The organism is Pseudomonas jinjuensis (assembly GCF_900103845.1).
Taxonomy (GTDB): domain Bacteria; phylum Pseudomonadota; class Gammaproteobacteria; order Pseudomonadales; family Pseudomonadaceae; genus Pseudomonas; species Pseudomonas jinjuensis.
Genome location: NZ_FNIJ01000003.1, coordinates 77,420 through 99,329, shown reverse-complemented (window position 1 = coordinate 99,329; position 21,910 = coordinate 77,420). Strand labels below are relative to the sequence as shown.

General features: G+C 66.3%; 21 protein-coding genes and 1 other RNA gene. 12 read left to right on the top strand and 10 right to left on the bottom strand.

Annotated features, from left to right (window positions below; all coding sequences use genetic code 11):
• Positions 1-62: 62 nt before the first annotated feature.
• Positions 63-716 carry an isoprenoid biosynthesis glyoxalase ElbB gene (gene elbB, locus BLR75_RS04935; RefSeq protein WP_084313844.1) on the bottom strand — a complete coding sequence of 218 codons (654 nt, stop codon included), beginning with the start codon at positions 714-716 and terminating at the stop codon, positions 63-65.
• A gap of 102 nt (positions 717-818) precedes the next feature.
• Positions 819-1,382 (bottom strand): DedA family protein, encoded by a 564-nt coding sequence (locus tag BLR75_RS04930; RefSeq protein ID WP_090416003.1) that lies wholly within the window; start codon positions 1,380-1,382, stop codon positions 819-821.
• Positions 1,383-1,627: 245 nt separating this feature from the next.
• Here BLR75_RS04930 and hemB point away from each other — a divergent pair, with 245 nt between their 5' ends.
• Positions 1,628-2,641 carry a porphobilinogen synthase gene (hemB, locus tag BLR75_RS04925; RefSeq protein ID WP_084313846.1) on the top strand — a complete coding sequence of 338 codons (1,014 nt, stop codon included), beginning with the start codon at positions 1,628-1,630 and terminating at the stop codon, positions 2,639-2,641.
• A 22-nt stretch (positions 2,642-2,663) separates the two neighbouring features.
• The gene (gene ppk1 / locus BLR75_RS04920; protein ID WP_084313847.1) at positions 2,664-4,868 is read left to right on the top strand and encodes a polyphosphate kinase 1; all 2,205 of its coding nucleotides are present in this window, start codon (positions 2,664-2,666) and stop codon (positions 4,866-4,868) included.
• A gap of 161 nt (positions 4,869-5,029) precedes the next feature.
• Here the strand turns inward: ppk1 and ppx are convergent, their stop codons facing one another.
• Positions 5,030-6,532: an exopolyphosphatase gene (gene ppx / locus BLR75_RS04915; protein ID WP_084313848.1), complete on the bottom strand. Its 1,503-nt coding sequence runs from the start codon at positions 6,530-6,532 to the stop codon at positions 5,030-5,032.
• A gap of 193 nt (positions 6,533-6,725) precedes the next feature.
• Here ppx and trxA point away from each other — a divergent pair, with 193 nt between their 5' ends.
• The 4 genes from trxA to BLR75_RS04895 all read left to right on the top strand — a co-directional run bounded on the left by trxA (position 6,726) and on the right by BLR75_RS04895 (position 11,231).
• Positions 6,726-7,052: a thioredoxin TrxA gene (gene trxA, locus BLR75_RS04910; protein ID WP_084313849.1), complete on the top strand. Its 327-nt coding sequence runs from the start codon at positions 6,726-6,728 to the stop codon at positions 7,050-7,052.
• Positions 7,053-7,286: 234 nt separating this feature from the next.
• Positions 7,287-8,546 (top strand): transcription termination factor Rho, encoded by a 1,260-nt coding sequence (rho, locus tag BLR75_RS04905; RefSeq protein WP_084313850.1) that lies wholly within the window; start codon positions 7,287-7,289, stop codon positions 8,544-8,546.
• A 113-nt stretch (positions 8,547-8,659) separates the two neighbouring features.
• Positions 8,660-10,126, top strand: a complete 1,467-nt coding sequence (gene ubiD / locus BLR75_RS04900; RefSeq protein WP_084313851.1) for a 4-hydroxy-3-polyprenylbenzoate decarboxylase — start codon at positions 8,660-8,662, stop codon at positions 10,124-10,126.
• Positions 10,127-10,265: 139 nt separating this feature from the next.
• The gene (locus tag BLR75_RS04895) at positions 10,266-11,231 is read left to right on the top strand and encodes a CDP-6-deoxy-delta-3,4-glucoseen reductase (protein WP_084313852.1); all 966 of its coding nucleotides are present in this window, start codon (positions 10,266-10,268) and stop codon (positions 11,229-11,231) included.
• Positions 11,232-11,282: 51 nt separating this feature from the next.
• Here BLR75_RS04895 and BLR75_RS04890 read toward each other — a convergent pair whose 3' ends face one another.
• A complete protein-coding gene (locus BLR75_RS04890; RefSeq protein ID WP_245726102.1) occupies positions 11,283-11,948 on the bottom strand; it encodes a trypsin-like peptidase domain-containing protein in 666 nt (221 codons plus the stop codon).
• 254 nt (positions 11,949-12,202) lie between these two features.
• The gene (locus BLR75_RS04885; RefSeq protein ID WP_084313853.1) at positions 12,203-13,180 is read right to left on the bottom strand and encodes an NADPH:quinone oxidoreductase family protein; all 978 of its coding nucleotides are present in this window, start codon (positions 13,178-13,180) and stop codon (positions 12,203-12,205) included.
• 148 nt (positions 13,181-13,328) lie between these two features.
• Here BLR75_RS04885 and BLR75_RS04880 point away from each other — a divergent pair, with 148 nt between their 5' ends.
• The 4 genes from BLR75_RS04880 (at position 13,329) to BLR75_RS04865 (ending at position 18,796) form a co-directional block, all read left to right on the top strand.
• Positions 13,329-13,733, top strand: a complete 405-nt coding sequence (locus tag BLR75_RS04880; protein WP_084313854.1) for a flagellar basal body-associated FliL family protein — start codon at positions 13,329-13,331, stop codon at positions 13,731-13,733.
• Positions 13,734-13,862: 129 nt separating this feature from the next.
• Positions 13,863-14,936 (top strand): HlyD family secretion protein, encoded by a 1,074-nt coding sequence (locus BLR75_RS04875; RefSeq protein WP_084313855.1) that lies wholly within the window; start codon positions 13,863-13,865, stop codon positions 14,934-14,936.
• Positions 14,933-17,668, top strand: a complete 2,736-nt coding sequence (rbbA, locus tag BLR75_RS04870) for a ribosome-associated ATPase/putative transporter RbbA (RefSeq protein ID WP_084313856.1) — start codon at positions 14,933-14,935, stop codon at positions 17,666-17,668. The genes BLR75_RS04875 and rbbA overlap by 4 nt, the downstream gene beginning before the upstream one ends.
• A gap of 3 nt (positions 17,669-17,671) precedes the next feature.
• Positions 17,672-18,796 (top strand): ABC transporter permease, encoded by a 1,125-nt coding sequence (locus BLR75_RS04865; RefSeq protein WP_084313857.1) that lies wholly within the window; start codon positions 17,672-17,674, stop codon positions 18,794-18,796.
• 198 nt (positions 18,797-18,994) lie between these two features.
• Here the strand turns inward: BLR75_RS04865 and BLR75_RS04860 are convergent, their stop codons facing one another.
• The gene (locus BLR75_RS04860; RefSeq protein ID WP_084313858.1) at positions 18,995-19,462 is read right to left on the bottom strand and encodes an EVE domain-containing protein; all 468 of its coding nucleotides are present in this window, start codon (positions 19,460-19,462) and stop codon (positions 18,995-18,997) included.
• A gap of 190 nt (positions 19,463-19,652) precedes the next feature.
• Between BLR75_RS04860 and BLR75_RS27165 the strand changes: the two genes are divergently transcribed.
• Positions 19,653-19,784, top strand: coding sequence for a hypothetical protein (locus BLR75_RS27165; protein WP_255312819.1), 132 nt, complete (start codon positions 19,653-19,655; stop codon positions 19,782-19,784).
• A 1-nt stretch (position 19,785) separates the two neighbouring features.
• Here the strand turns inward: BLR75_RS27165 and BLR75_RS04855 are convergent, their stop codons facing one another.
• The 4 genes from BLR75_RS04855 to BLR75_RS04840 all read right to left on the bottom strand — a co-directional run bounded on the left by BLR75_RS04855 (position 19,786) and on the right by BLR75_RS04840 (position 21,169).
• Positions 19,786-20,427 carry a 5-formyltetrahydrofolate cyclo-ligase gene (locus tag BLR75_RS04855; RefSeq protein ID WP_084313859.1) on the bottom strand — a complete coding sequence of 214 codons (642 nt, stop codon included), beginning with the start codon at positions 20,425-20,427 and terminating at the stop codon, positions 19,786-19,788.
• Positions 20,428-20,437: 10 nt separating this feature from the next.
• A non-coding RNA gene (gene ssrS / locus BLR75_RS04850) (6S RNA) lies at positions 20,438-20,616 on the bottom strand.
• Positions 20,617-20,648: 32 nt separating this feature from the next.
• Entirely contained in the window at positions 20,649-20,963 is a 315-nt protein-coding gene (locus tag BLR75_RS04845; RefSeq protein ID WP_084313860.1) for a cell division protein ZapA, read from the bottom strand.
• Positions 20,960-21,169: a TIGR02449 family protein gene (locus BLR75_RS04840; protein ID WP_084313861.1), complete on the bottom strand. Its 210-nt coding sequence runs from the start codon at positions 21,167-21,169 to the stop codon at positions 20,960-20,962. Before BLR75_RS04840 ends, BLR75_RS04845 begins: the two co-directional genes overlap by 4 nt.
• Positions 21,170-21,355: 186 nt before the next feature.
• On the opposite strand from BLR75_RS04840, the gene BLR75_RS04835 reads away from it, so the two are divergent.
• Positions 21,356-21,910 carry a UPF0149 family protein gene (locus BLR75_RS04835; RefSeq protein ID WP_084313862.1) on the top strand — a complete coding sequence of 185 codons (555 nt, stop codon included), beginning with the start codon at positions 21,356-21,358 and terminating at the stop codon, positions 21,908-21,910.

The window sequence follows — 21,910 nt, the reverse complement described above, 5'->3', positions numbered from 1 at the left end:
AGGCTACAGGCTACAGGCAAGAGCGCAGGGCCGCATTTCGCCTGCCGCCTGAAGCCGCTGACCTATGCCAGCTCGAGGACGCGGTCGACCAGCTTGTTGATGCCCGAAGCCGCTTCGGCGATCGACTGGGCCAGCATGTAGGCCGGGGTGGTGACCAGCTTGTGGCGGCTGTCCTCGACTATGTCGTCCACCGCGCACTCGACGTGCTTGGCCCCCATGCGCTCCAGCGCGGCGGCGGTGTCGGCGTCGTTGCCGATGGTGCATTCGATGCCCTGGCCGTAGATGCGCGCGGCCATGGCCGGGGCGATGCAGATCAGGCCCACCGGCTTGTGCGCCGCGGCGAAGGCCTGGGCCAGCGCCAGCACCTCCGGCTGCACCTGGCACTGGTCGCCGTTGAAGGCGAAGTCGCAGAGGTTCTTGGCCGCACCGAAGCCGCCGGGCACGATCAGTGCGTCGAAGTCTTCCACTCTGGCTTCACGGATGTCCTTCGCCGCGCCACGGGCGATGCGCGCGGACTCCACCAGCACGTTGCGCGTCTCGGGCATTTCCTCGCCGGTCAGGTGGTTGAGCACGTGGTGCTGGGCAACGTTGGGCGCGAAGCACTGGACATCGGCGCCGCGCTGGCTGAGGCGCAGCAGGGTGATGACGCTTTCGTGGATCTCGGCGCCATCGAAGACGCCGCTGCCGGAGAGAAGAACGGCAACTTTCTTGTGCATGGACTGCTCCTGTTCGGGTCTTGCCGGGCGGCAAGATTCTGTTCTGGCCCAAGGATAACGATTCGCCGGGCCGCCGAACCAGAGGAATACGCCGAGAAGCCGTCAGCCGTTGTTGCGGCTGTTCTTGATGCGCCGGTGCAGCCAGAGCAGCAGGCCGATGCCGACGAAGCCGCCGAGCACCATCAGCTCGTACTTCTTGACGTTGCCGAGGATGCCTTCCAGCACGCTGCCGAAGGTGTAGGCCGCGCCGCCGAGGACGGTGGCCCAGACGATCGCGCCGATGCCGTTGAGCAGCAGATAGCGCCGCGGCGGATAGCCGGACAGGCCGATGGCCACCGGCATCACGGTGCGCAGGCCGTAGACGAAGCGGAAGCTCAGCACCCACAGGTCCGGATGGCGGCGTACGTGGTCCAGCGCCTTGTCGCCCATCTTCTGCCAGCGCGGCTTGCGCGCCAGCATCTTGCGGCCGTGGCGCCTGCCGAGGAAATACCAGAGCTGATCGCCGGCATAGCTGCCGAGGAAGGCGACCGCGACGACCCACTCCAGCTGCATGTAGCCACGGAAGGCGAGGAAGCCGGCCAGCACCAGAATGGTCTCGCCCTCGAAGAAGGTGCCGAGAAATAGCGCCAGGTAGCCGAAATCCTGCAGGAATTGTTGAAGCATTATGGAGGCAACGGAGCGAAATGAACGCGCAGCCTAACGCGGTTGTCGCCGCGGGGGAAGGCGTCGGGCCTTCGGCCAATGTCCTTTCAGACAAGTTTGAGGGGTGTTGCTGATGTCAATCATGAATGCCCGGCACGCAGTCATGCCGGCGTGACCCTGAGTCACTGTCACCGCGTGTAACCTATCGGTCATAATTATCCTTTATAACTGTCAGACTGTGCCTGTTTGCCTGGGCCCTGGAGTACGCCGTGAGCTTCATTTCCGCCGAACGTGCCTTCCCCTTCACCCGCCTGCGCCGCAACCGTCGCGACGAATTCTCCCGTCGCCTGGTGCGCGAGAACGTGCTGACCGTCGATGACCTGATCCTTCCGGTGTTCGTCCTCGACGGCAAGAACCAGCGGGAAAGCGTGCCGTCGATGCCGGGCGTCGAGCGCCTGTCCATCGACCTGCTGCTGAAGGAAGCCGAGCAGCTGGTGGAACTGGGCATCCCGGCCCTGGCGCTGTTCCCGGTGACGCCGCTGGAGAAGAAGTCCCTCGACGGCGCCGAGGCCTACAACCCCGACGGCATCGCCCAGCGCGCCACCCGCGCCCTGCGCGAGCGCTTCCCGGAACTCGGCATCATCACCGACGTGGCCCTCGATCCGTTCACCAGCCACGGCCAGGACGGTATCCTCGACGAGAACGGCTACGTGATGAACGACGAGTCGGTCGACGTGCTGGTCAAGCAGGCGCTGTCCCACGCCGAAGCCGGCGCCCAGGTGGTCGCGCCGTCGGACATGATGGACGGCCGCATCGGCGCGATCCGCGAGGCGCTGGAATCCACCGGCCACACCAACGTGCGCATCATGGCCTACTCGGCCAAGTACGCCAGCGCCTACTACGGCCCGTTCCGCGACGCGGTCGGCTCGGCCGCCAACCTCGGCAAGGGCAGCAAGGCCACCTACCAGATGGACCCGGCCAACAGCGACGAGGCGCTGCACGAGATCGCCGCCGACCTCGCCGAAGGCGCCGACATGGTCATGGTCAAGCCGGGCATGCCCTACCTGGACATCGTGCGCCGGGCCAAGGACGAATTCCGCGCGCCGACCTTTGTCTACCAGGTCAGCGGCGAGTACGCGATGCACATGGCGGCCATCCAGAATGGCTGGCTGAGCGAGGCGGTGATCCTCGAATCCCTGCTGGCCTTCAAACGGGCCGGCGCCGATGGCATCCTGACCTACTTCGCCAGACACGCGGCAGAACAACTGAAAAAGGGGAAATGATTCCCCGTTGACGAGACTTGCGATGAATACCGAAGGCCTTAGCACCACCGAACTGCTCGAAGCTGGAACCACCGCAACCGAACTGCCCGAGCCCGCCGCCGTGGAGGTTGCGGCTCCGGCACCCAGTGAAGTGGTGGCGCCGCCGGCGATCAACGTCGATGACAGCGCCCTCTACATTCATCGCGAACTCTCGCAGCTGCAGTTCAACATCCGCGTGCTGGAACAGGCGCTGGATGAGTCCTACCCGCTGCTGGAACGCCTGAAGTTCCTGCTGATCTTCTCCAGCAACCTCGACGAGTTCTTCGAGATCCGCGTCGCCGGGCTGAAGAAGCAGATCGCCTTCGCCCGCGAACAGGCCGGTGCCGACGGCCTGCTGCCGCACCAGGCGCTGGCGCGGATCAGCGAGCAGGTGCACGTGCAGGTCGGCCGCCAGTACAGCATCCTCAACGACATCCTGCTGCCGGAGCTGGCCAAGCACGACGTGCGCTTCATCCGCCGCCGCTACTGGACGCCGAAGATCAAGGCCTGGGTGCGGCGCTTCTTCCGCGACGAGATCGCGCCGATCATCACCCCCATCGGCCTCGACCCGACCCACCCGTTCCCGCTGCTGGTGAACAAGAGCCTCAACTTCATGGTCGAGCTGGAAGGAATGGACGCCTTCGGCCGCGACTCCGGCCTGGCGATCATCCCGGCGCCGCGTTCGCTGCCGCGGATCATCCGCCTGCCGGAAGACGTTGGCGGCAAGGGCGACAACTATGTGTTCCTTTCCTCGATGATCCACGCCCACGCCGACGACCTGTTCCCCGGGATGAAGGTGAAGGGCTGCTACCAGTTCCGCCTGACCCGCAACGCCGACCTCTCGGTGGACGCCGAGGACGTCGAGGACCTGGCCCGCGCACTGCGCGGCGAGCTGTTCTCGCGGCGCTACGGCGACGCGGTGCGCCTGGAAGTGGTGGATACCTGCCCGACGCACCTGTCCAACTACCTGCTCAAGCAGTTCGGCCTCAACGACAGCGAGCTGTACCGCGTCAGCGGACCGGTCAACCTGACCCGCCTGTTCAGCGTCACCGGGCTGGCCAGCCATCCCGAGCTGCAGAACCCGCCGTTCACGCCGACCATTCCGAAGCTGCTGCAGAAGAAGGAAAACCTGTTCGGCGTGCTGGCCAAGCTGGACGTCCTGCTGCTGCACCCGTTCGAGTCCTTCACCCCGGTGATCGACCTGCTGCGCCAGGCGGCCAAGGACCCCAACGTGCTGGCGATCAAGCAGACGCTGTACCGCTCCGGGGCCAACTCGGAAATCGTCGACGCGCTGGTGGAAGCGGCGCGCAACGGCAAGGAGGTCACCGCGGTGATCGAGCTGCGCGCGCGCTTCGACGAGGAATCCAACCTGCAGCTCGCCAGCCGCCTGCAACAGGCCGGCGCGGTGGTGATCTACGGCGTGGTCGGCTTCAAGACCCACGCCAAGATGATGCTCATCCTCCGTCGCGAGGATGGCGAGCTGCGCCGCTACGCGCATCTCGGCACCGGCAACTACCACGCCGGCAACGCCCGCCTGTACACCGACTACAGCCTGCTGACCGCCGACGCGGCGCTGTGCGAGGACCTGCACAAGCTGTTCAACCAGCTGATCGGCATGGGCAAGACCCTGCGCATGAAGAAGCTCCTGCACGCGCCCTTCACCCTGAAGAAGAACCTGCTGGAGATGATCAACCGCGAGGCCGCCGCCGCTGCGGAAGGCAAGCCGGCGCAGATCATGGCCAAGGTCAACTCGCTGACCGACGCCAAGGTCATCCGCGCGCTGTACAAGGCCAGCCAGGCCGGCGTGAAGATCGACCTGGTGGTGCGCGGCATGTGCTGCCTGCGCCCGGGCGTGCCCGGCGTTTCGCACAACATCCAGGTGCGCTCGATCATCGGCCGCTTCCTCGAGCACAGCCGCATCTACTACTTCCTCAACGGCGGCGACGAGAAGATGTACCTCTCCAGCGCCGACTGGATGGAGCGCAACCTCGACATGCGCGTCGAGACCTGCTTCCCGGTTGAAGGCAAGAAGCTGGTGCAGCGGGTGAAGAAGGAGCTGGAGCTGTACCTGGCGGACAACACCCAGGCCTGGACCCTGCAGCCCGACGGCAGCTACCAGCGGCAGAGCCCCACCGGCAACCAGAACCCGCGCAACGCCCAGGCCATGCTGCTCGAGCGGCTGTGCACGCCGGTGATCAATACGCACTGATCCCGGCCGGAGTACGAAAAAGGCCCTGTCGCTTGCGCGGCAGGGCCTTTTCATCTGGGTGTCATGCCTTGTAGGAACGGGCCATGCCCGCGAAGCAACGGACGCGGGAGCGTCCCGGGATGCATTCCCACGCAGGAGCGTGGGAACGATCGAGCTTCCGCTCAGCTCACCCGCAGCTGATACCCCACCCGCTTGAGCCACTCGGCTTCCTGCTCGAAGTCGGCGCGGGTCAGCGGGCTGGTTTCCAGCCAGCCGTCCGGGAAGCGGATCTCCAGGCTCTTGCTGGCGCACTTGAGGGTGATCGCCGGCATCTGCTGGTTGCCGCGGATGTGGTGGAAGAGGATGGCGAAGCGCAGCACGATGCACAGGCGGATCAGCTTGTCGCCGTCCTCCCCCAGTTCGGCGAAGCGGTCCGCCGGAATGTTGCGGCGGTGGCCGCGCACCAGCAGCGCCAGGGTCAGCTGGTCCTGGCGGGAGAAGCCGGCCAGGTCGGAGTGCTCGATCAGGTAGGCGCCGTGCTTGTGGTAGTGGTAGTGGGCGATGTCCAGGCCGATTTCGTGCAGCCGCGAGCCCCAGACCAGCAGCTCGCGGTGCCAGTCGTCCTTCAGGTTCCAGGCGTCGGCGACCTGTTCGAGGGTCTTCAGCGCCTTCGCCTCGACCCGTGCGGCCTGCTCCAGGTCGACGTGGTAGCGTTCCATCAGGGCGCTGATGGTGCGTTCGCGGACGTCCTCGTGGTGATGGCGGCCGAGCAGGTCGTAGAGCACGCCTTCGCGCAGGGCGCCTTCGGAGTGGTTCATGCGGTTCAGTTCGAGGGCGTCGAACAGCGCCTCGAGGATCGCCAGGCCGGCCGGGAAGATCGGCCGGCGGTCGGGCTTGATGCCGTCGATGTCGAGCTTGTCGACATCGCCCAGCTTGAACATCTTGCGCTTCAGCCAGGCCAGGCCTTCCGGGTTGATCTCGCCGTTGCCGTGGCCGCCGGCCTTGATCGCCAGGCCGACCGCGCGGATGGTGCCGGAAGCGCCCACTGCCTCGTCCCAGCCCAGCCGGCGCAGGCTGTTCTCGATGCTCATCAGTTCCAGGCGCGCCGCGGTGTAGGCCTGGGCGTAGCGCGCCGGGGTGATCTTGCCGTCGCGGAAGTAGCGCTGGGTGTAGCTCACGCAGCCCATCTGCAGGCTCTCGCGCAGCTGCGATTCGAAGCGCTGGCCGATGATGAACTCGGTGCTGCCGCCGCCGATGTCGGTGACCAGCCGGCGGCCGGCGGTATCCGGCAGGGTATGGGAGACGCCGAGGTAGATCAGGCGCGCTTCCTCGCGGCCGGAGATGACTTCCACCGGGTGGCCAAGGATGGGTTCGGCGCGGCGGATGAAGTCGGCGCGGTTGCGCGCCTCGCGCAGGGCGTTGGTGCCCACCACCCGTACCGAGCCCGGCGGCATGCCGCTGATGAACTGGGCGAAACGCTTCAGGCAGTCGAAGCCGCGCTGCATGGCTTCCTCGCTGAGCAGGCGTTCCTCGCCGATGCCGGCGGCCAGCTGGACTTTCTCGCCAAGCCGCTCAAGGATGCGGATCTCGCCGTGGTCGGCCTTGGCCAGGACCATGTGGAAACTGTTGGAGCCGAGGTCGAGGGCGGCGATCAGCGGGAAGGCCTTCGCAGGGGTATGGGGCATGTGGAGAAATCCGGAAAAATAACCGCGACATCCTGCCATGATAGGCGGTATGCGCCAAATTACAGTCCGATTTCCGATTGGCTGCAGCCCGGGAGACGATAGGCAGACTCAATCAGCTGCGCCTTTCGGAGGTAGCCAAGGCGGGCTATGATGGCGGTCACTTTTTTTCGTATCCGATCCACGGAGAGAATTCATGAGCGAACATATCGTCAACGTCACCGATGCCAGCTTCGAGCAGGACGTGCTGAAGGCCGACGGTCCTGTGCTGGTGGACTACTGGGCCGAGTGGTGCGGCCCGTGCAAGATGATCGCCCCGGTGCTCGACGAGATCGCCAAGGACTATCAGGGCAAGCTGAAGGTCTGCAAGCTGAACATCGACGAAAACCAGGACACCCCGCCGAAGTACGGCGTGCGTGGCATCCCGACCCTGATGCTGTTCAAGGGCGGCAACGTCGAAGCGACCAAGGTCGGCGCCCTGTCGAAGTCGCAACTGGCGGCGTTCCTCGACAGCAACATCTGAACTTGACGTTCGGCAAGGAGCCCCGCGATCAGCGGGGCTTTTTTCTTGCAGGCCCCTAGACGCCGGCCAAATCGCGGTGATACATTCGCTCGCGCAACGTTGATTACGTTGTCCCCTGCAAGCCGTCGCCACGCACTCCAAATCGAATTCCAAGCGATCCTGTCCGTCTTCTGCGGCACGGCTCTTCAAGCACACTGCTTGTTCCCTCATATCTCTTTCTACGTCTCCTTTCTTATGAACCTGACCGAACTCAAGCAAAAGCCGATTGCCGAATTGCTGGAAATGTCCGAAGCCATGGGCCTCGAAAACATGGCCCGTTCGCGCAAGCAGGACATCATTTTCGCGCTGCTGAAAAAACATGCGAAAAGCGGCGAGGAAATCTCCGGCGACGGCGTACTGGAGATTCTCCAGGATGGCTTCGGCTTCCTGCGTTCCGCCGACTCTTCCTACCTGGCCGGCCCGGACGACATCTACGTCTCGCCCAGCCAGATCCGCCGGTTCAACCTGCGTACCGGTGACACCATCGTCGGCAAGATTCGGCCACCGAAAGAGGGCGAGCGTTACTTCGCGCTGCTGAAGGTCGACTCGATCAACTTCGATCGTCCGGAGAACGCCAAGAACAAGATTCTCTTCGAGAACCTGACCCCGCTGTTCCCGACCAAGCGCCTGACCATGGAAGCCGGCAACGGCTCCACGGAAGACCTCACCGGCCGCGTGATCGACCTCTGCTCGCCGATCGGCAAGGGCCAGCGCGGCCTGATCGTCGCACCGCCGAAAGCGGGCAAGACCATCATGCTGCAGAACATCGCGGCCAACATCACCCGCAACAATCCCGAGTGCCACCTGATCGTCCTGCTGATCGACGAGCGCCCGGAAGAAGTGACCGAGATGCAGCGCACCGTGCGCGGCGAAGTGGTCGCCTCCACCTTCGACGAGCCGCCGACCCGCCACGTGCAGGTCGCCGAGATGGTGATCGAGAAGGCCAAGCGCCTGGTCGAGCACAAGAAGGACGTGATCATCCTGCTCGACTCCATCACCCGTCTGGCGCGCGCCTACAACACCGTGATCCCGAGCTCCGGCAAGGTCCTCACCGGTGGTGTCGACGCCCACGCCCTGGAGAAGCCCAAGCGCTTCTTCGGCGCCGCGCGCAACATCGAGGAAGGCGGTTCGCTGACCATCCTCGCCACCGCGCTGATCGAGACCGGCTCGAAGATGGACGAGGTGATCTACGAGGAATTCAAGGGCACCGGCAACATGGAGCTGATCCTCGACCGCAAGATTTCCGAGAAGCGCGTCTTCCCGGCGATCAACATCAACCGCTCCGGCACCCGCCGCGAAGAGTTGCTGACCGGCGAGGAAGAGCTGCAGCGCATGTGGATCCTGCGCAAGATCCTGCACCCGATGGACGAGATCTCCGCCATCGAGTTCCTGATCGACAAGCTCAAGCAGACCAAGACCAACGACGAGTTCTTCGACTCGATGAAGCGCAAGTAAGCGTCGCTGATCAGCGCTGGAGGCCGGGGAAACCCGGCCTTCGTGTTTCTGCGCGGGGGTGTTAGCGGCTAAACTGTCGCTTCCATCCGCAAGACACGCCATCGAGAGCCCTCATGCAGTATCGCGACCTGCGCGATTTCATCCGCGTGCTGGAACAGCGCGGCGAACTCAAGCGCATCCAGGTGCCGATTTCCCCCGTGCTGGAAATGACCGAAGTGTGCGACCGCACGCTGCGCGCCAAGGGCCCCGCGCTGCTGTTCGAGAAGCCCACCGGCTACGACATCCCGGTGCTCGGCAACCTGTTCGGCACGCCCGAGCGCGTCGCCCTGGGCATGGGTGTCGAGGACGTCGGCGAACTGCGCGAGATCGGCAAGCTGCTGGCCTTCCTCAAGGAGCCGGAGCCGCCGAAGGGGCTGAAGGACGCCTGGTCGAAGCTGCCGATCTTCAGGAAGGTGCTGTCGATGGCGCCGAAGGTGCTGCGCGACGGGCCCTGCCAGGAAGTGATCGAGGAGGGCGACGCCGTCGACCTGTCGAAGCTGCCGGTGCAGACCTGCTGGCCCGGCGACGTCGGCCCGCTGATCACCTGGGGCCTGACCGTCACCCGCGGGCCGAACAAGGAGCGGCAGAACCTCGGCATCTATCGCCAGCAGGTGATCGGCCGCAACAAGGTGATCATGCGCTGGCTCAGCCATCGCGGCGGCGCGCTGGATTACCGCGAGTGGTGCCAGAAGCATCCGGACAAGCCCTACCCGGTGGCCGTCGCCCTCGGCGCCGATCCGGCGACCATCCTCGGCGCGGTCACGCCGGTGCCGGACACCCTCTCCGAATACGCCTTCGCCGGCCTGCTGCGCGGCAACAAGACCGAGCTGGTGAAGTGCATCGGCAGCGACCTGCAGGTGCCGGCCAGCGCCGAGATCGTCCTCGAAGGGGTGATCCATCCCGGCGAGATGGCCGACGAAGGCCCCTACGGCGACCACACCGGCTACTACAACGAGGTCGACCGCTTCCCGGTGTTCACCGTCGAACGCATCACCCGCCGGAAGAAGCCGATCTACCACAGCACCTACACCGGCCGCCCGCCGGACGAGCCGGCGATCCTCGGCGTGGCGCTGAACGAAGTGTTCGTGCCGATCCTGCAGAAGCAGTTCCCCGAGATCGTCGACTTCTACCTGCCGCCGGAAGGCTGCTCCTACCGCATGGCCGTGGTGACCATGAAGAAGCAGTACCCCGGCCACGCCAAGCGCGTAATGCTCGGTGTGTGGTCGTTCCTGCGACAGTTCATGTACACCAAGTTCGTTATCGTCACCGACGACGACGTCAACGCCCGCGACTGGAACGACGTCATCTGGGCCATCACCACGCGCATGGACCCCAAGCGCGATACGGTGATGATCGACAACACGCCGATCGACTACCTCGACTTCGCCTCGCCGATCTCCGGCCTCGGCTCGAAGATGGGCCTCGACGCCACCCACAAGTGGCCGGGCGAGACCAACCGCGAATGGGGCCGCGCCATCGTCCAGGACGAGGCGGTGAAGCAGCGGGTGGACGAGATGTGGGCGAGCCTGGGGATCGATTGATGAACCTTGTCGAAAATGGGTTCGCCTGCGTCGCTACGTTGTCGCGGGCATGGCCCGCTCCTACAGGAGCTGGTGCCATTGCCTGGCGTAGGAGCGGGCCATGCCCGCGACCCAACGGATTCGCCAAGGAGCCGGCGGCATGAGAGTCACCCTGCAACCCTCCGGCACCACCTTCGAGGCGCAGCCCGGCGAGCGCATCCTCGATGCCGCGCGGCGTCTCGGCTACGACTGCCCGCAGAGCTGCCGCAACGGCAACTGCCACATCTGCGCCGCCCTGCTGGTGGAAGGCAGCGTGAAGCAGAACGGCGAAGTCCGCGACCATGGCGAACTCTTCACCTGCCTCGCCGAGCCGCTGGAAGACTGCGTGCTGCACTGGGATGGCGTGCTCGCGCCCGGCGAGCTGCCGCTGCGCAAGCTGGCCTGCCAGGTCACCCTCTGCCAGCCGGTGGGCGGCGATGTCTGGCGCGTGCGCCTGCGGGCGCCGGCCGGCAAACCGCCGCGTTACCACGCCGGGCAGTACCTGCTGATCGACCGCGAAGACGGCAGCTCGGCGTTCTCCCTGGCCTCGGCGCCCCACGAGGGGCGCGATCTCGAACTGCACATCCTCGCTCGCGAAGGCAATGCGCTGCTCCTGGTGGAGCAGTTGCAGCTCGGCGGCATGGTCGGCGTGCAGCTTCCGTTCGGCGACGCGCACCTGGCCGACCTGCCGGACGGCCCGCTGGTGCTGATCGCCGCCGGCACCGGCATGGGCCAGATGCACAGCCTGATCGAGCACTGCCGCGCCCAGGGCTTCGCCCATCCGGTGCACCTGTACTGGGGCGTGCGCCGGCCCGAGGACTTCTACGAGCTGCCGCACTGGCAGCAGTGGCAGGGCGTGCCCAACCTGCACCTGCACCAGGTGGTCAGCGACCCGTGCGACTGGCCGGGCCGCCACGGCCTGCTGCACGAGGCGGTGTGCGAGGACTTCGCCGACCTGCGCGGCCTGACCGTCTATGCCAGCGGCTCGCCGGCGATGGTCTATGGCACCCTCGATGCGCTGGTGGAGGCGGGCATGGACGCGCATCAGATGCGCGCCGATGTATTCGCCTACGCGCCGCGTTCATGACGTCGGAACAGTAACTTCGCTTATATATGTCTCAACAATGAAACATATATCTCAGATATCCGGAGGACTGGCTGCAAGTTTGGGCCGGCTTTCCGGTGGAAGTCTGGAATAGAGAATATCCCACTCCCGCTGAATCACGGCGTAGGGGATGAATATGCTGATGCGTTTCGCCGACTTTACACCGGGGTTGTCTATTTCATTCAGCGTCATGGAGTAAATACCGATATTTATTCCGACCACCGAGCCATCGCCGGCGATCACCGGCCCGCCGGACATGCCCTTGGCCAGGGGCGCGTCATGGATCGCGTAGCGTTCGCCGCCACTCTCGTCGGTATTGATGAAGGGCACCGCATACACCCGGCCGGTTCCCTGTACGCCCAGCAGATAGGGACCGGCGCCGGCCGCGGTGATGCGCTCGCCCGCACGGGGCGTGCGCCAGCGCGGGATCCGGCAGTCGCAGCTGTGGCGGATGAACACCAGGTCGCAGCCGGTGCTGCAGCTGTGCACCTTGCCGGGAACCAGCGTCGCGTGGCGTACCGTGACCGCGTAATCCTCGTTCCACTGGACCGCCGAGGCCATGAAGAAATAGGGCAGGGGGAATCCGGAAAATACACGGAAATAACTCGCGCCGGTGGCACCATCCACATCCGGGCGGACCAGCCCGTTACATCCTGCACATATGACACCCATGAAACAGACAGCCATGACCCTGCGCATGCCAGTCACCGTCCATGTCGATTATGGAGGGAACTTCTGCGGGCGCGGTAATTGCGCCGCTATTGCTGCGGAAGTTGGTTATTCATATGTATGGGTGATATTGCCGGGGCTGTTCGATCGAATACTGCTAATGGATATTTCCTTTCGCAGTAATTGTTGTTGCGGATATGAAACAGTTGTGAACTTGCAGAAGTATTCCGGAGATGATCCGCCGGGAAGATCGCCCATTGCAGGCGATCTTCCCGGTCGTAGGTTCAGCGTACCTTGACCACTACCTTGCCGATCGCCTTGCGCTGGCCCAGGTGATCGATCGCCTCGCCGGCCCTTTCCAGCGGAAAGGTCTGGGAAACCAGCGGCTTCAGCTTGCCTTCGCCGAACCAGCGGAACAGCTGCTGGAAGTTCGCCAGGTTGTCCTGCGGCTGGTTCCTGGTGAAGGCGCCCCAGAACACGCCGACCAGCGCGGCGCCCTTGAGCAGCGGCAGGTTCGCCGGCAGCGAGGGGATGCTGCCGCTGGCGAAGCCGATCACCAGCATGCGGCCGTTCCACGCCAGCGAGCGGAAGGCGTCCTCGAACAGCGCGCCGCCGACCGGGTCGTAGATCACGTCGACGCCCTTGCCGCCGGTGATCTCCTTGAGCTTGTCCTTCAGGCTGCCCTCGCTGTAGTTGAGCAGCTCGTCGGCGCCGGCGGCGCGGGCGACTTCCAGCTTGGCGTCGGTGCTCGCCGCGGCGATCACCCGGGCGCCCATGGCCTTGCCGATTTCCACCGCGGCCAGGCCGACGCCGCCGGAGGCGCCGAGCACCAGCAGGGTCTCGCCCGGCTGCAGGTTGCCGCGCTGCTTCAGCGCGTGCATGGAGGTGCCGTAGGTCATGCCGAAGGCCGCGGCGGTGGTGAAGTCCATGCCCGCGGGAATCGGCAGCGCATTGTGCGCGGTGACCGCCACCTGCTCGGCGAAGCTGCCGTGGCCGGTCAGCGCCATCACCCGGTCGCCGGGCTTCAGGTGGCTGACCTGCTCACCCACCGCCGCCACCACGCCGGCCGCCTCGCCGCCGGGCGAGAAGGGGAAGGGTGGCTTGAACTGGTACTTGCCCTGGATGATCAGGGTGTCGGGGAAATTGACCCCGGCGGCATGCACGTCGATGAGGACTTCGTGGCCTTTCGGCTGCGGGCTGGCGACTTCCTCGAGAACCAGGGTATCGGCGGGGCCGAAGGCTTTGCACAACAAGGCTTTCATCGGGAACGCTCCTTCTTGGGATCAAGGCAGTCTAAGGGGCGCCTCCGGGCGGGCCTAGCGGCATCTCCGCCATTTATGACGGCGCATAGCTTGGGCCGGGGCGCGAGTCTGGCTATGCTTGCGGCCACCCCTGTCCGGAGACGTCGCCTTGAGAATCATCCCCGCCCTGCTGCTGGCCCTGTCGTGCAGTTCCTTCGCCCTGGCCTCGGAGAAACCGGCGGACGAGGCGAACAAGCCGGTGTTCGTCGACATCGCTCCGGCGCTGGTGGGCAACTATGGCAGCGGTCCGCGCCTGAAGTACTACAAGGCCGACATCGCCCTGAAGGTCATCGGCAAGGATGCGGAGAGCAAGGTCCTGCGCCACGAGCCGCTGATCCGCAACCAGCTGATCATGCTGTTCGCCCAGCAGACCGACGAGACCCTGGGCAATCCCGAAGGCAAGGAAAAGCTGCGCCAGGACGCGCTCAAGCAGGTGCGCGCGGCGCTCAGTGCGGAAGAGGGCAAGCCGCTGGTGGATGATCTGCTGTTCAACAACCTGATCGTCCAGCCCTGACCCGGGCATCCAGGGAAATCGCTGCGTTCTGAGGTGGTTGTAGGACATTTCCCGGTTGCTCTGACCTGAATCAAGCCCGCTTTCCTGCCCAGCGCCGAAGCTTTTCGGCACCACAGAGGAGGAAGGTCGATGAAGGGGAATGCTCGGCGCTGGCTATGGCGTGGCGTGATCGTCGTGGCGCTCGCCGCGGTCGCCGCACTCGCCTGGCAGGCATTCAGGCCGGACGGGCTGGGCGATGGCTTCGCCAGCGGCAACGGCCGCATCGAGGCCACCGAGGTCGACGTGGCGACCAAGCTGCCCGGACGTGTCGCGGAAATCCTGGTCGACGAGGGCGACTTCGTGAAGACCGGCCAGGTGGTCGCGCGCATGGACACCCAGGTACTCCAGGCTCAGCTGGCGCAGGCCGAGGCGCAGGTGCGCCAGGCGCAGAACGCCAAGCGCACCGCCGCCGCGCTGGTGGCGCAGCGGGAAAGCGAACAGGCCACCGCCAGCGCGGTGGTCAATCAGCGTCAGGCCGAACTGACGGCGGCACAGAAACGCTTCACCCGCACCGAAGCGCTGGTCAGACGCAACGCCCTGCCGCAACAGCAGCTCGACGACGACCGCGCGGTGCTGCAGAGCGCCCAGGCGGCGCTGGCCGCGTCGCGCTCGCAGGTGCTCTCGGCGCAGGCCGGCATCGAGGCGGCGCGTTCCCAGGTGATCGAGACCCAGTCGGCCATCGAGGCTGCCACCGCCAGCGTCGCGCGGCTGCAGGCGGACATCGACGACAGCCTGCTCAAGGCGCCCCGCGACGGCCGCGTGCAGTACCGCGTGGCGCAGCCCGGCGAGGTGCTGGCGGCGGGCGGCAAGCTGCTCAACATGGTCGACCTCGGCGACGTCTACATGACCTTCTTCCTGCCGGCGCCCCAGGCCGGGCTGTTGCAGCTGGGCCAGGAAGTCCGCCTGGTGATCGACGCGGCGCCGCAGTACGTGATCCCGGCGAAGCTGTCCTACGTCGCCAGCGTCGCGCAGTTCACCCCGAAGACCGTGGAGACCGCCAGCGAGCGCGAGAAGCTGATGTTCCGGGTCAAGGCGCGCCTCGATCCGGAGCTGCTGCGCAGGCACATCAGCTACGTGAAGACCGGCGTGCCGGGGATGGCCTACCTGCGTCTCGATCCTCAGGCCGAATGGCCGGCCGACCTGCAGATCAGGGTTCCTGAATGAACGCCGCGGCCGACAGCGTGGCGCGCCTGTCCGGCGTCTCGCTGCGCTACGGCGCGACGCGCGCCGTCGACGAGGTCAGCCTGGAGATTCCCGCCGGGCGCATGGTCGGGCTGATCGGTCCGGACGGCGTCGGCAAGTCCAGCCTGCTGGCGCTGCTGGCCGGCGCGCGGAAGCTGCAGGACGGCGAGATCGCCGTGCTCGGCGGCGACATGCGCAGCCCGGCGCACCGCCGCCGGGTCTGCCCGCGCATCGCCTACATGCCGCAGGGGCTGGGCAAGAATCTCTACCCGACGCTGTCGGTGTTCGAGAACGTCGACTTCTTCGGCCGCCTGTTCGGCCACCAGAAGGCCGAGCGCGAGCGGCGCATCGCCGACCTGCTGCACAGCACCGGCCTCGCGCCCTTCGCCGAGCGGCCGGCGGGCAAGCTGTCCGGCGGCATGAAGCAGAAGCTCGGGCTGTGCTGCGCGCTGATCCACGATCCCGACCTGCTGATCCTCGACGAGCCCACCACCGGCGTCGATCCGCTGTCGCGCAGCCAGTTCTGGGAGCTGATCGAACGCATCCGCGCCGGCCATCCGGGCATGAGCGTACTGGTGGCGACCGCCTACATGGACGAGGCCGAGCGCTTCGACTGGCTGGTGGCGATGGACGAGGGCAGAGTGCTCGCCACCGGCACGCCGGCCGAGCTGCGCCAGCGCACCGGCACGCAATCGCTGGAGGCGGCGTTCATCGCGCTGCTGCCCGAGGGCAAGCGCAGCGGCCACCACGAACTGCAGATTCCGCCGCGCACGCAGAGCGACGGCATCGCCATCGAGGCCCACGACCTGACCTGCCGCTTCGGCGATTTCGTCGCGGTGGACCACGTCAGCTTCCGCATCGAGCGCGGGGAAATCTTCGGCTTCCTCGGCTCCAACGGCTGCGGCAAGTCCACCACCATGAAGATGCTCACCGGCCTGCTGCCGGCCAGCGAGGGCAGCTGCGCGCTGTTCGGCCAGGCGGTGGACGCCCATGACATGCAGACGCGCCGGCGGGTCGGCTACATGTCCCAGGCGTTCTCCCTGTACAGCGAGCTGACGGTGCTGCAGAACCTCGACCTGCACGCCCGGCTGTTCCACCTGCCGGCAGAGGAAATCGGCCCGCGGGTGGAGGAGATGCTCCGCCGCTTCGGCCTCGAGAACGTCCGCGACGAACTGCCCGGCCGCCTGCCGCTGGGCATCCGTCAGCGCCTGTCGCTGGCCGTCGCGGTTATCCACAGGCCGGAAATCCTCATACTCGACGAGCCGACCTCCGGCGTCGACCCGGTGGCCCGCGACGGTTTCTGGGAACTGATGGTGGAGCTGTCGCGCAACGACGGCGTGACCATCTTCATCTCCACCCACTTCATGAACGAGGCGCAGCGCTGCGACCGCATCTCGCTGATGCACGCCGGCCGCGTGCTGGCCAGCGGCACGCCGGATGAGCTGACTGCGCAGCGCGGCCTGGGCAGCCTGGAGGCGGCCTTCATCGCCTGGCTGCGGGAGGCCAGCGAAGCCGGCGCCGCGCCAGAGAGCGAGACTCCCGCCGCACCCACGCTCGCCGAGGATGCGCAGCGCCGTCCGCGGCGCTCGGACTTCAGCCCGCTGCGCATGCTCAGCTACGCGCGGCGCGAAGCCATGGAGCTGCGCCGCGACCCGATCCGCCTGACCCTGGCGCTGCTCGGCACGGTGCTGCTGATGTTCATCATCGGCTATGGCATCAACATGGACGTCGAGGACCTGTCCTTCGCCGTGCTCGACCGCGACCAGACCACCACCAGCCAGGCCTACGCGCTGAACATCGCCGGCTCGCGCTACTTCATCGAGCGCGCGCCGATCCACGACTACGCCGAGCTGGACCGGCGCATGCGCAGCGGCGAGCTGAGCCTGGCCATCGAGATCCCGCCGGGCTTCGGCCGCGACCTCAAGCGCGGCGCGGCGCCGTCCGTCGGCGTGTGGATCGACGGCGCCATGCCGACCCGCGCCAACACCGTGCTCGGCTACGTGCAGGGCATCCACAACCAGTACCTCGCCGAGATGGCCCGGCAGGCTCCCTACGACACGGCCGGCGCGCCGTCCGCCATCGAACTGCGCTACCGCTACAACCCCGACGTGGAGAGCCTGAAGGCCATGGTGCCGGCGGTGATCCCGCTGCTGCTGATCATGATCCCGGCGATGCTCACCGCCCTCGGCGTGGTGCGCGAGAAGGAGCTGGGCTCGATCACCAACCTCTACGTCACGCCGGTGACGCGCCTGGAGTTCCTCCTCGGCAAGCAGCTGCCCTACGTGGCGATGGGCATGGTCAACTTCCTGCTGATGGTGGCGCTGGCGGTGTTCGCCTTCGGCGTGCCGCTCAAGGGCAGCTTCCCGGCGCTGCTGCTCGGCGCGCTGCTCTACGTGTCCTGCAGCACCGGCATGGGCCTGTTTCTGTCGACCTTCATGCGCAGCCAGATCGCCGCGGTGTTCGGCGTGGCCATCGCCACCATGATCCCGGCGACCCAGTTCTCCGGGCTGATCCACCCGGTGTCCTCGCTGGAGGGCGCCGGCGCCTGGATCGGCGAAATCTATCCGACCGCGCACTTCCTGGTGATCAGCCGCGGCGCCTTCTCCAAGGCGCTGGGCTTCGCCGACCTGTGGGGCTACTACCTGCCGCTGCTGCTCGCCATCCCGCTGCTGCTGGCGCTCAGCGTGCGCTTCCTGAAGAAGCAGGAGGACTGAGCCGTGCGCCGCCTGCTGAACATCCTGCACCTCGGCATCAAGGAATTCCGCAGCCTCGGCCGCGACTACGCGATGCTGGCGCTGATCCTCTGGGCCTTCACCCTGGGCATCTACAGTTCCGCCACCGGCCTGCCGGAAACCCTGCACCACGCGCCGATCGCGGTGGTCGACGAGGACCAGTCGCAGCTTTCCACGCGCATCGTCAACGCCTTCCAGCCGCCGTACTTCCGCCTGCCGGCGATGATCGACCAGGCGCAGATGGACCGTGGCCTGGACACCGGCCTGTACACCTTCACCCTGGACATCCCGCCGGACTTCCAGCGCGACGTGCTGGCCGGCAGGCAGCCGGCGATCCAGGTCAACGTCGACGCCACCCAGACCGCCCAGGCGTTCTCCGGCGCCGGCTACATCCAGAACATCGTCGCCACCGAGGTGCGCGAGTTCGTCAGCCGCTATCGCGCGGAGCCGGGCATGCCGGTCGGGCTGGACGTGCGCATGCAGTTCAACCCGAACCTGACCCAGGCCTGGTTCGGCGCGGTGATGGAGGTGATCAACCAGATCACCATGCTGTCGATCATCCTCACCGGCGCCGCGCTGATCCGCGAGCGCGAGCACGGTACGGTGGAGCACCTGCTGGTGATGCCGCTGTCGGCATTCGAGATCATGCTGGCCAAGGTCTGGTCGATGGGCGCGGTGGTGCTGGTGGCGGCGGCGATTTCGCTCGTCCTGGTGGTGCAGGGCTGGCTGGCCGTGCCGCTCGGCGGCTCGCTGGCGCTGTTCCTGCTCGGCGCCGCGCTGCACCTGTTCGCCACCACCTCAATGGGCATCTTCCTCGGCACCGTGGCGCGCTCGATGCCGCAGCTCGGCCTGCTGACCATCCTGGTGCTGCTGCCGCTGCAGATCCTCTCCGGCGGCACCACGCCGCGGGAGAGCATGCCGGAGCTGGTGCAGCAGATCATGCTGGCGGCGCCGACCACCCACTTCGTCAGCCTGGCCCAGGCGATCCTCTATCGGGGCGCGGGGCTGGCGATCGTCTGGCCGCAGTTCCTGGCGCTCGCCGGGATCGGCGCGGCGTTCTTCGGCGCGGCGCTATGGCGCTTCCGCAGGACGATCGGGCAGATGGCGTAGGGGCGGAAGGTCGCGGGCATGGCCCGCTCCTACAGGTTTACCCGCGCGCACTGAAATAACGGTTGGACGTAGGGCGGGGCCAAGCTTCACCCGTAGGAGCGAGCTTGCTCGCGAACAAAAATGCGCTGAGATACCAAGACAGTTGCTCCTACAGCCTGGGCGGGCTTTTTGTAGGAGCGAGCTTGCTCGCGAATGGCCCTACGCGGTCTTGTTGCGCCTGGCCAACCCCAGAATGATCTGCCACTGCTCCTCGCTCACCGGCATCACCGACAGGCGGCTGCCGCGCTGCACCAGCGCCAGTTCGTCGAGCCCGGCGGCGGCGCGGATCGTCGCCAGCGGCAGCACTTCGCGGAAGGCCTCGACGAAGCTCACGTCGCGCGCGCTCCAGGGGTTCTTCTCGGCGCTGGCCTTGGGATCGTGGTAGGGGCTCTGCGGGTCGAGGGCGGTGGGGTCGGGGTAGGCTTCGCCGTCGATGCGGGCGATGCCGGCGACGCCCGGTTGCGGGCAGCTGGAGTGATAGAAGAAGAACAGCTCGCCAGGCGCCATGCTGCGCATGAAGTTGCGCGCCTGGTAGTTGCGCACCCCGTCCCAGCGGGCCTTGCCCAGCCGCTGCAGGTCGTGGATGGACAGTTCGTCGGGCTCCGATTTCATCAACCAGTACGGCATGATCCTTGCCTCCGTTTTTGCCGCTGTTTCAATGGTGACACACTCCGACGACCGGTCGGCTCTGCAAATTGCGGGACGCCATCCATTGTCGGAGAATGCCGCCGCTTCGTAGCCTGGTACGCCGGACGGACATAAAAACCAACCGCCGGCCATCATCGTGCACAGTTTGCCTGGAAGGGGGAGGCAATCGATGAAACGCAAGCCTGACTTGTTGTGGGTACTGGTGATCATCTTCGGTCTGGGTGTCGTCACCACCGGTTACACCCAGAGTCTGTGGGATCGTCAGCCCGAGCTGCCGGCCCACTACTCGCAGCAGCCCTGATTCACTCCATCCGGCGCCGCGCGGGTTGCGGCGCCGGGGCGAGTTCGCCGTACCAGCCCGCATCCGTCACCGTCGCCTGCATCGGCACGTCCCAGCTGGCCATCTCCAGCCGATCCACCTTCTGACACTCATGGGCCAGGCCCAGAAGCGTCGGTTTCTGCCAATTCCTGCGCCTGTCCAGGTACGCCAGGGTGCGGTCGTAGAAGCCCTTGCCCATTCCCAGCCGGCCACCCCGTTCGTCGAATCCGACCAGTGGTACCAGCAGCAGGTCCAGCGCCCAGGGCTTGCGCTGGCGGCCGCGGTCCGGCAAGGGTTCGTGGATGTTGTAGCGGTTGCGCTTCCAGCGCTCGCCATCGCCGACGCGCTGGAAGGTCATGTGCGTCTGCGGCCAGCGGCTGAGCACCGGCAGGTAGGTGGCCTTGCCGCGTTTCTGCGCGGCACGCAGCAGCGGGCGCGGGTCGATCTCGCCGTCGTTGGGCAGGTACAGGGCGATATGCCGGGCGCGGCGGAACAGCGGGTGCTGGGCCATCTGCCGGTACAGCGCTAGGGCGGCGGCGCGTTGCTGGTGCGGGGTGAGCGCGCGGCGGGCCTCGCGCAGGAGGCGGCGCAGGGCGGCGCGGGACAGGTCTTGGGACTGGATCATGAAGGAAATGAAGCTCCCCGGAGATGCCGCTGTCGGGTTAGCCCTTGAACCCGAAAGTTCAAGGTGGCGGTTGCAGTAGGCTTTAAGGCTTTCCGTCGTGCGGACATGCACACCAGCCCAACTGGCAACCTCCGTTGTTGCAGTTATCGGCTCAGGGACATCACCGACTGGCCAACACACCAGGGAGCGGGGCCGATTATACCCCACGCCCGGAAGCAGGGTCAGTCTTCCCCTGTCGGCGAATCGGTGCTAAGGGCGCGGTCGACGCGCTCCAGCAGTTCGCGCACGCGCTCGCGGGTGGAACTGCCGTCGTTGTCCAGGCGCGCCTGCTTGTGCAGCAGGTCGTGGGTGATGTTCAGGGCGGCCATCACCGCCACGCGATCGGCGCCGATGACTTTCCCGCTGGAACGGATCTCGCGCATCTTGCCATCCAGATAGCGCGCGGCGCTTTCCAGGTTGACGCGCTCCTCGGCGGGACAGGTGATGCAGTATTCCTTGTCGAGAATCTGCACGTTGATGGTGTTCGACTGGCTCATGAGTCCTGCTCCAGGGCTTTCAGACGCAAAATCATCGCTTCGACCTTGTGCCGTGCCAATTCGTTCTTTTCGATCAGATGCGCGCGCTCTTCGCGCCAGTTCCGTTCATTTGCCCGCAGCATCCGGTTCTCCGCCCTGAGCTGCTCCAGGCGCTGGAGGAGCTGGTCGAACTTGGCGATCAGCGCGTGCAGGTCGGCGTCGTCCATGGGCCCTCGCTTGGCAATGGGGTAAACGGAACTTATAGGTCCGGCCGGGCAGGGGGTCAACGCGGCGGCCCCGCATGGTCTTGCCGCGCCCGGCGATGCTAGGATACTCGGCACATTCTATTCGCAGCGCCGGTATGGCGCCTAGCAGGTTGTTCCACCGGCCTGCCGTCTATTTCGGGTTCCGCCATGTCCTCTCCAAGCTCTGCCTACACCGCTTTCGCCGCCCTGCTCGCCGAGGCGCCCCTGCCGATTTCCCCCGCCGAGCTGCACGGCCACCTGCTCGGACGTGTCTGCGCCGGCTCCGGTTTCGACCAGGCCGAATGGCAGCAGGCCGCCGCCGAACTGCTCGGCGGCGAGCCCGACGAGCGCCTCGGCGCCGCGCTGGGCGGGCTGCTCGGCATGGTCGAGCAGGACTTCGCCGCCGGCGAGATGGCCGTGCTCCTGCTGCTGCCCAGCGACGATGCGCCGCTGGCCGAGCGCGCCGCGGCCCTCGGCCAGTGGTGCCAGGGCTTCCTCGCCGGCTTCGGCCTGACCCTGCGCCAGGCGAGCCTGTCCGACGAGGCCGACGAGGTGCTCCAGGACATCGCCGCCATCGCCCAGGTCCAGGGCCAGCTGGACGAGTCCGAGGACGGCGAGACCGACTACATGGAAGTCCAGGAATACCTGCGGGTCGCTCCGCTGCTGCTGTTCGCCGAGTTCGGCAAGCCCGCCGCGCCGGCCCCGAAGCCTTCACTGCACTGA